Genomic DNA, 10,935 nt, shown 5'->3' with positions numbered 1-10,935 from the left:
CTGCAACGCAAAAACCTGGAAGCAATTGCCTGTGAGTGTTACGAAATTGTCTGTAGCGAGTTTAAACAATTCTGCTGAAGTGTGCTCCAGGTGACAGACAGGAGTACCGTCATTGCTGTAATTTCCCGAGAATGTTCTGCGAGAGCTGTTTGAAGCTCAACGTATACAAACTCCTGGTTTCCTCTTTTGCTTCCCAAAACGGTAGCCGCTTGGATCGAAGCCACCGCGAAGAGCAATCAACAACTCCATGACATTACTGTCCATTGCGGGAGTCAGGAGCTACTTGAACTTAAACCACGCAAGTGCAAGCTTCAAAAGTCCGAAGCATCATTTGGATGACGACCATCTTTAACGAAATTTCTTTGCAAATTTCGAAGAATTTTTTGCGGAAGTGTTGCATGTTGAAAATCGATTCCGATATCAAGAATCCCGATCCGTATCCTGTTCGCATTTCCTGCAAGTTGATCTCTAGCGCTTCTTAGCTGTGAGTAGTTGTTTTCTAAATGCCAACCGAATTTATGTGTTCCTCTTGGAAAATCATCGGATTGTACATTCTGAACATAGAGTTGTCCCGAGCTGCACCCATCGTCCCTTTTTGACGCGCGACGCGATTTTTATGGATCCAGGTATGCGCGACGTCCGGTTCCGCTTAGGTTTCTGCAAGGTACCAGCGCGGAGCAGTCGCCATTCCTGGGACGCCCCGCGTCTCGTTAGGGAAAAGCTCCGTTAGATCAAACCCGCTGCCGTCGATCCCGAAGGGTCGAGCACGCAGTTTTTTCGCCTGCGCCGGACTCATTTTTATAAAAGTCGAGCCATGAGAAGTCAAGCAGCAAATTGCGGCCATTGCAGTTTCTCTCGAAACACAATTCCAGGGTTATTGACAGTTGCTACACGCTCGATCCTGTTTGTAGAGGTGGATGATGTCCAACAATCGTATTAAAGAAAACTAGTGTTTCGAAATCTGTTGGATTGCCGCCTTGATGCTACGGTTACGTTCCCTGGTGTGAGTTAGTTTAAGCGCCTCAGAAAGAGTCGAAACAAGACACTCGCCAGCGTGCTTTGACCACAAAGTGACACGAAGCTGAAAATCCCGAGATGCATTGACATTGACCTGGAAATCACTTCCGTTTCGGAAGGAGGCTCGGGCAAAGGGATGTTGTTTAAAAGATCTGTGATTATATTGGTAAACAGCTTCAATCGTGTTCTGAGGAGCGTTTTTAATCCAAAGCTTAATCTGGTATTCAGGTCCATTTTGTTTTACTTTCTTAGATTTTCCTAATAGAAAGGCTGCACGAATTTCCGGGCGAAGAAACAATCTAAGTTTAGAAGCGCTACTTCCGGCTCGCTGATGAATCTTCACGATTGTATTGATCCGATCCTTTCGTAGTTGTAAATCGGACTTTACAAATTCCATAACCTTTTCGACATTATCACCGCGACCTAGTTGCGAATAGAACAGTTCAGAAAACCGCAGGGCGGAATCATCGGATATATCTGTCGTTGTTCCAATAACAACCGGTACCTTCAGAGCGATTGCTGCCGCCTGGGTGGCTGAAAAACAGGAATTGAGCACAACGAGCTTCACTTCTTTTTTTGTGAAAACATCTTTCAGGTGCTCCAGGGGAATCGATTCAGTGTTCCCATTTTTACCTTCCAAAAGTAGTTCTCCGCTTGGATCCCCGTGGCCGCTGAAGTGAACGACATCTGGTTTATGTTCGTTAAGCCGCAGCAGAAGGTCTCCCGGACGAACTCCCGACTCCCAGACTATTTTATGTTCCGGGGCGTGTACAACTCTTAACGCCTGTTCTATCTTCAGGTATTCATCTTTTAGGTTCAGGAAAACCTCAGTACGCGGATTGGCTTGAATGATCATGATTGTTACCATTCGCCCTCCTGGTTCACTGCGCTTCGAGCTAATTACGGGAAAATTTTTCGATTATGGCCTTTATCCATGGATCTCGTTCCCTGCTGTGAGCCAATTTAAGTGCCTCAGACAGTGTAGAGATGAGACACTGGCCGCCGTTCCGCGACCACAAAGTGGTCCGTATCTGAAAATCGGCATCTGCATCGATGGAGACGCGAAAATCCGGACTATCCTTGTAGGAGACTTTTGTAGAAGAGATCGGGAGTGCGCGATTGAATTCATAAACAGCTTCTATTGTGTCGTCAGGCGAATTCTCTATCCAGAGGAAAATGCAATATTGATCTCCATTCATTTTTAGGTTTACACTACATTCATCCGGCTGAAATGCTGCCTTAATTTGTGGGCGAAGAAACAGTTTCAGCTTAGAAGCACTGTCGCGTGCCCGCTGATGAATATTAAGAATTCTATCGATACCCTCGTTCCGTAGTGGTAGATCGGACTTTACGATTTCCATAGCTCTTTGGACACTATGGCCGCGACCCAATTCCGCATAGAAAAGTTCCGAGAATCGTAACGAGCATTCATCGGGCATCTCCGTAGTTGTTCCAATAACAACCGGAGTGGTTTCGGCAATTGCTCTCGCCTGTGCGTCTGAAAAACAGGAATTCAGCACAACTAGCTTCACTGTTTCAGCCGCTGCTGCAAACATATCTCTTAGATGATCCGTGGGAATAGGCTCGGTGTTCCCATCTTTATCTTCAAAAAGAATTTCGCCGGTTGGATCCGCATGGCCACTGAAGTGAACGATAGCCGGTTTATGTTCGCGAAGTCGCGGTAGAAGGTCTCCCGGACGAACTCCCGACTCCCAGACTATTTTATGTTCCGGTGCATGTACAGCTCTTAATGCCTGTTCAACCTTCAGGTATTCATCCTTTAGGTTCAGAAAAATTTCAGTACGCGGATTAGCTTGAATGATCATGATTGTTACCATAAGCTCCTCCTATTGACTGTCTGCTTTTAACTCGCGTGCCAAATACTTTGTTAAACAGTGCGGGCCACCTTGATAAAGCATAAATGGATGAAAGTTACCAAGACGGTGGACTGTAAATCCATGGCACTCCCATAGTTTCTCTACGGCGTAATCGGTTGCTGCCAGTTGCCCCCAACCATCGTGACCGTACGTAGGAATCCAAACCTGTTTCGATTGGCCATCGATTTCTACAAGACAATTGTTGTAAGTAGCAAAATAATAGAGCGCTACATGATGGACATCTGCAGGCACGTTCATTTCAAGATCTTTCCGTGCCATTTCCGGACTGATTGTTGTGCTGACCAATGGCAAAGGAGTTCGAATTACTTCGAGGTCTCCGCGCGACTCCAGATCTCGGATGATGCTGTCGAAGACGTGTGCTTTGGCAAACTTGTGAAGGTGCGCTTGTCCAAGAGCTTTCGCAGCTTCCGTGGGATCTCCCACAAACACTTTATACTTACCCTCAGAGTTTCGCCCCCCAAGGGACATGAACATGTCTATGTGAAAAACTGGCTGATATTTTCCTGGCGCCGTCCAATCAACTACCCACCAGATCGTTCCATTCCTATTTTCGGTATCCGGGGTCTCCCATTCCGGGACTCTGGCGGGTTTATTGTTCTTACAATAATTGATAATGATAGCTGGCCTCGGATCCAGAGCTTTCGTATAAACGTCAACGAATGAACTAGGAGATGTAGTGTGAACCTTATGAACAATGCTTTTATGGATGTAGTCGTAACCGAGTAAATAAAAATCATCGGCCACAAGCAAATTGCCACCTTGAAAGTAAATCCAAGAATCCGGATTCTTGTGATACCCAATGCAGGCAGCAACACGATCCGGTATAAAGCTGTCCGCATATCTTGAAAACGATACAGGTTCGACAAAGCACATTTGTTTTGTTTTGTGGCTTTGAATAACTACAAAAGGATCCTGAGCCCATATACTGAACATGACGTTTTTGTTGATCCGGACGATTTGATGTTTCCGTGGCGGTATCGTATTCATCCATTCATGGACATGGACGATTTTCTCGGGTTCGTCTTCGTCGTTCACCGCAATTACGATTTCACAATCTGCTGGCAGCATGCAGATAAGTTGCTGGAACCTCATACACCAGGAAGTATGTTCAAAAACGTGCGAAGGGGCCCACAAAAGAACCGTTGTTAATTTCCCGTGAACACTGCTGATTAAAGACCCGGTTAATTCAACAAGGTCAACGTCTCCACCTCCTGGGCCGCGGGTCGGTCCGAATGTTGGTATTGTTGCTTTGGATCGGACAAAATCCGCAGGAGCCATTTTGTATGGCCAAGGAATTTCTTGCATTGACTATTCCAAAAGTTTTGTTCGGCTCATGATTGCGACTGATTTATCAGTTCGAAAAGTGGCGCTTCAAGATAAGAAGGAAGCTCTCCGCTCGCTTTACTCTCTTTCAAGATTCCAATCACTTCATCAAAATTGGATTTTGATCGTTTGAAAATCTGTTGGAATTCAGGATCCTTTTCCAAATGTTTTAAATCGGGATTCATGACCAACAAATCATGAGGAAGCTGGTTTAACTCTAACGCGCGGGTCAACAGCGACAAAGCCTCCTTCAGCTTACCATGCCGGACCAATAACGGAGCGATAAATTGCGCACGGATATCCAGTCCTTCAGCCGCAGTATTCAAAGAATCCAGACGGGTTGTCAGTGCATTCGCTTCTGCATATTGGCCGAGCTGTAATGCATACGCCTGGCTTGCAATCAAAAATAAATCTTCATAAAACCGCCCTTCATCTACAATTGGTTTGAGTGCGTTTAATGTCGCTTTTGATTCCGGTAACTGGCGGAGATCAGAGTAAGCCAATGATTGATAAAACAAAACCACAGGTAAATTAGGTTCAATATCCAGCAATTCTTTCGCCGTGGATAAACCCTCCTTGACCCTTCCTAACGCGATAAGAGGTCTCATTCGAAGAGCATGCGCATATGGATAAAGCGGATCGAGACGAAGACATTCTTCAGCAGCTTTCATTGAAAGATTCAAAGAAGCCAGGCTAATTGCCACAGATAAAGTGACTTGATTGGTTGAAGAGTTTCGGCCATATGACGCTGCTTTCAGTGCCGCCTTCAGCAATTTGCTGGTGTCGATTTTTGCTTTTCCGAGCTCCAATAGCGCCAGGGCTGACCATCCGTTACTTGAATGCGCGTCTATATACAGAGATTGCCAACCCCAGTTTTCTACTTCCTTGATATCTTTTTCCTGATATGTCAGTTGATAACGTAAGTAGTAGAGAATCGCGATTTCGCCGGCTGCATCTGCGAGTTTTGGATCCAGTCGGAGAGCTCGTTTAAAAGCTGATAAGGCTTCGTCAAAGTCCTGAGGTTTATGGAACAAGCCATATCGAATTGAAGAGAATTTTCCCTGATGGTAAGCGAGCTCAGCTCCAGAGTTCGCGGCTAAACCAGATGTTGAGGCGATGACGATTGGTGGTGAGGTAGGACGCAGCGCTGCGCGAATTCCGTCTGCAGCCTCGCGTGTAAGCTCAATGTAATTCTGAAGCTTTCCTACGTACTGATTACTCCACAGAACGCGACGGTTTTCTGCTTCCACTAGCTGAACATTCAGCACAAGACGATTCGATTCCGTTGAAACTGTGGTCAGTGCAAATGTGGAAACATCATATGCTTCCGCTATTCTGCTTAGATTACCTTTGACTCGTTCTACATCGAAACTGCTGGGAGGAACACGTGTTTGCAATTCAGGAACACGCGCCAAAAGCGTTGATAACGAGCTCGGAATAGCATCAGTGAGATACTGTAGATCCGAAGAGCCATAAACCTTTGACGGTAGCACTAGTATATTGCTGATTTGTTGCTGTGTTTTCGACACGTTGGCTATCGGCCGTAAATCGTTTCTCTTGTTGTGCTCCAAAGCTGCAAAAAAGCTAATGAGGATCAGCAACAGAACACCTCCTACCAAAGCAGGTTTTCTGGTTGCTTTAGGCTGCGGAACAAAGATAGATCGAGTAGTCTGCGAGCGAAATTGTTGAAGGTCGATGCAAATCTCATGAGCTGTCTGATATCTCTTGTCACGATCTTTCCTGAGTATCTTCTCGACAATATGACTTAAATCTGTAGGGACGTCTGGCCGATGTGCCGTTACAGATTCCGGATCCTTATACAAAAGGGCTCCGATTGTATCGGCGGCGGTGTTTCCAGTAAAAGGTCGCCGCCCGGCAAGAGCTTCATAGAGAACGACCCCAAAAGAGAATAGATCGCTGCGATGATCTACCTTTTCTCCTCTGGCCTGTTCTGGTGACAGATAATCAACCGTTCCGACTACAAGACCACTATGGGTGCTTGAACCATTACCTTTGAGTTCAGTATGCGGGTTATACTTGGCAAGACCAAAATCAAGCAGCTTTGGCTGCATCCGTGTAGTCAAGATAATATTGGAACTCTTAATGTCTCGATGAACAACATCTTTCCGGCGCGCTTCCTCAAGCGCCTCAGCAATTTGAATCGCAATGTCAACGATCTCCGAAACCGAAAAGGGAGTTTTGCGCATCATGTCTTGGAGCGTCAACCCTTCGACATATTCCATCGCTATATAAGGACGATTCTGCCATTCCCCAACGTCATAAATCGCACAAATATTCGGATGATTGAGAGCTGCGGCGGCATAAGCTTCCGTTCGAAATCTGGTCAGCAGAGTTGCATTGCAAGAAATTTTCTCCGAGATCATCTTTAGCGCGACCTTTCTCGCCAATCGGACATCAAGCGCCAGGTATACCTCTCCCATCCCGCCTCGACCCAACAGGCGAATAATCTGGTAGTTCCCTGCTACTTCGCCTACCAACATCGATTTTTGTCGCGCTGAGACTCTATTTTAAGAACTGAGACAAACTTGCGACGGTCGCTTTGGTGAACTTTCTCAGACTATTCTACTACCGCTGAGGAGTGGACGCGAATCGGCAGGTTCAGGAAGGGCAAGACCGAGGTACTTCCCATCTTCGCTTACCATAAAACCGGAGCTACACAATGCCTTTAAACTGCTGGTTACGTTCTCTTCGTCTGCATCTAAATGATGCTTCTCCAATTCACTTAAAATCTGGTTGAATGAACGATACGTATCTGTACAAAATTCATAGATGGCACCAGCAGGCGCAGGGAATTGATGCATTCCCGTGTTATGGCCTTCTGTTCTCAATAGAGATCGCGAATCGTTGATGAGTAATTCTTCTTTTTCAATCCAAAATGTCAGAAGGTCGAACGATCCTTTTGCCCATTTTGCCTTCCAACGATGGACCCAATCCTTTGTATCCTTGTGAATCTCATCTGGCGTTGTATTTTTCATTTGATAGTCAAAAAAGTACGCAATCTTTTCAAGTGAGACGTTCGATGGGTAAGTATGTGAATAACTCGGATCCGGTCGGATTGCTTTTACGGGAAAACTCTCACGGTCGAAATAATAAGGCGCGAATCGCTCAAGCCAGATACGACTACAAGCGTAAGGCGGCTGCAAGTGTGAAATCAATTTAACGATGCTCAGTTCTTTCCGGAAATCTTCCTCTCGCTCGCCCGGAAAACCATAAAGCAAATTCCAGTACGCCTGAAGCTGGTAGTAGCGGCACCATTTTAGAGTGACGAGATTTTGCAGCATGTTGGAGCCCTTCCTCATCAGCTGTAGCACGTGTGAACTGAAACTTTCGATTCCAGGCTGAAGAGCCCTCATTCCTCCTAAGTAGAGGACTCGGATTTGCTCGCGGCTTAAATTGGATTTGATTTCCCAGGAAAAACGATAATTGCGAGGCAGCTGTTCGGTTCTAAAAAAGAGTTCTTTTAAATAGCCCAGGTCTAGAATGTTATCAGTGGTCGCGAAGAAAGTGTAACCATATCTGCTGCTTAAATCATCAATCTCATTCAAAACCCGTGGAATGGATTTCGCTCGGAATTTCATGTTGCTTCCGTTCAGACCACAAAACGTGCAGTGATGTTTTTCTCCCCACCAGCAACCCCTCGCCGTTTCCAGTGGCATAAAGATTTGCATAGAAGAAAGTTCAAGTTTTAATTTTTTGGCGCGAAGGAAATATTCGTCATAATTGGGAGTCGGCAAGGAGTCCATGTCTTGTATTGGCGGGGCGAACCCATTTACCTGAACAACACCATTAGACCGGTGAGCCAGGCCGGCAATGTTCGTAACGCTTTCCTCACTACTCAAGCATCGCAGTAATTCGGGAAAAAGTTTGTCCCCTTCTCCCAACGCAACATAATCGATGAAAGGAAACGCACGTAGGTATTCAATACCCATTTCTCCTTCCATATTTGCGCCGCCAAAGATAATTTTTACGTGTGGGTATTTCTCTTTGATTCGCCGGGCTAAGGCTAGCGAGGCAACGTTTTGCTGAAAAATCGATGAAAAACCGATAAGACCGTATTTCCCCCATCTTGTGATCTTCATGCAGTGGTCAAAAAACGCTGGTACTATTTGTTCGCGTACTTCTTTCAAGGATCGCAGCGTTATGCGCGACCTGCGGAGGAATTGTGTTTCTTCTGGAAAAGCGGAGAAATAGTTTTTGAAGGAGCCTGGGGTTTTACCGAAAGCGGATTCCGCGAAAAACCATTCTGAAGTCATACGTCCCCGATGGTTGCTGAGAACATCGTATGCCCGTAGCGACATCCGGGCGGCCAGATCTAGATTTAAGTGAAATGAATCCACCGGAAAACCAGCTCGTTGAGCATGGGCATGCAGCAGACCGATCTGAATTGATGGATGTGTGACAGGAAAAAACGGCATCGTAATCAGAGCAACACGAAATTTGCTCATATTGCGATCACCAGCTTTCCCATTCAATGAATAGCCTTGGCCTTAAGGCATCACTGTACCGAATGGTAGAACGAAATGGTATACTTCCGCAAGAGTAATCGGAGATCATTATGACGGAAAAATCGACCTTTGAAGAGCGGGCAGCAAAGCTGCTGAAACGTATCAGGACGGACATGAACTTTAAACAGGAATTTCTATCACGTCCGCGCCAAATCCTGGAACAAACGGGCTTCGAAATACCTAAAAGTATCCAACACATCAAAGTCGTTGAAGAAGCTGCCGATACCATGTATGTAGTCATCCCATACGAAAGACGCATGAGAGGTCCAGGGAGAGCAAACAAGCTTTGGGAGGCACTACTGTCTCGTCGCCCATCAAATGGAGAGTAGCTACGCGCGTCTGCGGCCGGCGGGGCATTCAACTGTGCAACAAGCAGTTGCTACATGCACCTCGCCTTCGCCAATAGTAGCTGTAGGCTGTACGATCGCAAACTCGCCGAGCACTTATTTAATCAGGGCGTCTCTTTGGATGAGATGAATGCTGCAAAGTAAACTCGAAACGAATTCAATATCGGCCTCAAGACTATCCTTGTAGCACTGTACTAATACGCCAAATGGAAGCTCTTCGACTGGACGGTCAAATCTTTGCTGAATGGCAACATTCGGCCCAGGAAAGCGCCTCACAAAAAGCGAAGGCTGTCAAATCCAAAAACAGACTGCAAGTTCGCTCAGCTCGAAGTGCCATGCGAGCACATCGTCCGGGAATCCATTTCGGCACAGTGGCATCCGGAAGTTTGGTAGTTGCCAGCAAGAGAAAACAAAGGGAATTGCTATTACTGCATGGCAGGATCATCGGAACGGAGACGGAGGGCGCCAGCGTTCTGCATGCGACCTTTCGCCGCGAATTACCCACAGCAGCCATCGTGATCAAGGGCATCTCGGATTCGGCCGATAAAAACAAAGGTCTGGTCGATGCCCTCGGTTATTGGCGTGAGCTGGCAAAGGAGAATCCAGCCCGCCTCGTAATTAAGATGATCCAGTGCGGAAGGATCACTCCTCTGCAGACAGATCAGTTCGATCTGGATCCTACTCGAGGCTCGATTGATGATGCAAGACAGATGATACCGGATGTCTCCGCCCCGCGATGTCTTCCATTCATCCTCCAGAATGACGAAAAATAGCTTGACTATTTTCGGGTCCGGTTACAAGCGTCCACTCTCCGCCTTGCAGTCATGATTCGCCAATCTCAGCAGCACGTCCGTATGACACGGAGATCCTTTCGGACAATAACAGGCAAGATCCTTTTCACGCAGTCTTCTAAATCATGAATTATTGTTGGGCAAACTGTTGGATAATCGCGCAGGGATTCGTTTTGTAATTGAATCACTTGAACCCGGCGGAATCGAAAACCATACCGGCGCGTTGGCGCGGCATGATCTGTGACAAGCATGGAACACAAAGCGAAAATCTCTTGTCCCAATTGTGGCGGAGTCTATTCGCTTTGCCAGCATTTCGAGATTACAGATGATGGAACAGTTACCCCCTCACATAAGTTGTCCGTGCGGCTTTTGTGACGTGGTGCAGCTGAAAGGATGGGACCTTCCATGATGAATTTCAATCTGGTCGCCACAAACCACAAGGAGCCGCATCTTTGTATTCAGTTAACTGACGAGCGACACGTAAGGATAAACGACATTGTTGAGCGCGCAAACAAGCTTTACGGGGGAAGAATCTCGAAGATACTGTGTTGCTGGCTTTTCAGATGTTGGAAAAAGAGATGAATGCAATGGAAGAAGCGTTGAAGCGAAAGGGAAAGCGCCTGGCAATGCGTTAACAGAGCGATTGCTCGACTCCTCATTTTAAATGTATTATCCTCGCATGGTCGGTTACCTTCCATGAAAAAAGATCGTTCTGAAAATCAAAAGACCCCATTGAAGGTCATCACTTCTTTCTTTAACCGCCAAACGCGCAAATTGCTTCACTGGTGGGGCGAGCAAAAAAAACATGGGTATTCTTAATATTGCTTGCTGTTTATTTCTCTGTTACAAAGTTCGACGACTTCATGACTGGCTATAACCCAATTGTCTCTCTGTTCGAGCCCGGTGCCAGAGCAAAACGTCAACTGGAAAAGTACGGGATTGAATACAATGAAGCGCAGTTCTTGAAAGCTATTTCTGACCGTGATCTTCAAATCGTAAAATTATTTCTGAAAGGTGGAATTCGGCCGGACGT

General features: G+C 46.3%; 8 protein-coding genes. 2 read left to right on the top strand and 6 right to left on the bottom strand.

Features of this window, described 5'->3' with window-relative positions; genetic code table 11:
- Window positions 1-946: 946 nt before the first annotated feature.
- The 5 genes from L0156_22305 to L0156_22285 form a co-directional block, all read right to left on the bottom strand.
- On the bottom strand, window positions 947-1,885 hold the full coding sequence (locus L0156_22305) for a CHAT domain-containing protein (protein MCI0605730.1): 939 nt from the start codon (window positions 1,883-1,885) through the stop codon (window positions 947-949).
- Between the two features lie 28 nt (window positions 1,886-1,913).
- Window positions 1,914-2,855 (bottom strand): CHAT domain-containing protein, encoded by a 942-nt coding sequence (locus L0156_22300; protein ID MCI0605729.1) that lies wholly within the window; start codon window positions 2,853-2,855, stop codon window positions 1,914-1,916.
- Between the two features lie 9 nt (window positions 2,856-2,864).
- Window positions 2,865-4,220: a hypothetical protein gene (locus L0156_22295; GenBank protein ID MCI0605728.1), complete on the bottom strand. Its 1,356-nt coding sequence runs from the start codon at window positions 4,218-4,220 to the stop codon at window positions 2,865-2,867.
- Window positions 4,221-4,246: 26 nt separating this feature from the next.
- A complete protein-coding gene (locus L0156_22290) occupies window positions 4,247-6,739 on the bottom strand; it encodes a protein kinase (protein ID MCI0605727.1) in 2,493 nt (830 codons plus the stop codon).
- Between the two features lie 72 nt (window positions 6,740-6,811).
- Window positions 6,812-8,704: a RiPP maturation radical SAM C-methyltransferase gene (locus L0156_22285; GenBank protein ID MCI0605726.1), complete on the bottom strand. Its 1,893-nt coding sequence runs from the start codon at window positions 8,702-8,704 to the stop codon at window positions 6,812-6,814.
- A 110-nt stretch (window positions 8,705-8,814) separates the two neighbouring features.
- Between L0156_22285 and L0156_22280 the strand changes: the two genes are divergently transcribed.
- On the top strand, window positions 8,815-9,093 hold the full coding sequence (locus L0156_22280) for an NHLP leader peptide family RiPP precursor (GenBank protein ID MCI0605725.1): 279 nt from the start codon (window positions 8,815-8,817) through the stop codon (window positions 9,091-9,093).
- 224 nt (window positions 9,094-9,317) lie between these two features.
- A complete protein-coding gene (locus tag L0156_22275; protein ID MCI0605724.1) occupies window positions 9,318-9,884 on the top strand; it encodes a hypothetical protein in 567 nt (188 codons plus the stop codon).
- A gap of 21 nt (window positions 9,885-9,905) precedes the next feature.
- Here the strand turns inward: L0156_22275 and L0156_22270 are convergent, their stop codons facing one another.
- Complete coding sequence (locus tag L0156_22270) at window positions 9,906-10,016, bottom strand: DUF4326 domain-containing protein (protein MCI0605723.1); 111 nt, start codon at window positions 10,014-10,016, stop codon at window positions 9,906-9,908.
- Window positions 10,017-10,935: the final 919 nt, after the last annotated feature.

Source organism: bacterium (genome assembly GCA_022616075.1).
GTDB lineage: Bacteria > Acidobacteriota > HRBIN11 > JAKEFK01 > JAKEFK01 > JAKEFK01.
Note: the sequence above shows the minus strand (reverse complement) of the source record. Positions and strands in the feature narration are given on the sequence as shown.

Bases quoted from the DNA above. Each gene is read 5' to 3' on its own strand.
- L0156_22280 (MCI0605725.1), top strand. From the start codon at position 8,815: ATGACGGAAAAATCGACCTTTGAAGAGCGGGCAGCAAAGCTGCTGAAA.
- L0156_22275 (MCI0605724.1), top strand. From the start codon at position 9,318: ATGGAAGCTCTTCGACTGGACGGTCAAATCTTTGCTGAATGGCAACAT.
- L0156_22300 (MCI0605729.1), bottom strand. From the start codon at position 2,855: ATGGTAACAATCATGATCATTCAAGCTAATCCGCGTACTGAAATTTTT.
- L0156_22285 (MCI0605726.1), bottom strand. From the start codon at position 8,704: ATGAGCAAATTTCGTGTTGCTCTGATTACGATGCCGTTTTTTCCTGTC.
- L0156_22305 (MCI0605730.1), bottom strand. From the start codon at position 1,885: ATGGTAACAATCATGATCATTCAAGCCAATCCGCGTACTGAGGTTTTC.
- L0156_22295 (MCI0605728.1), bottom strand. From the start codon at position 4,220: ATGCAAGAAATTCCTTGGCCATACAAAATGGCTCCTGCGGATTTTGTC.
- L0156_22290 (MCI0605727.1), bottom strand. From the start codon at position 6,739: ATGTTGGTAGGCGAAGTAGCAGGGAACTACCAGATTATTCGCCTGTTG.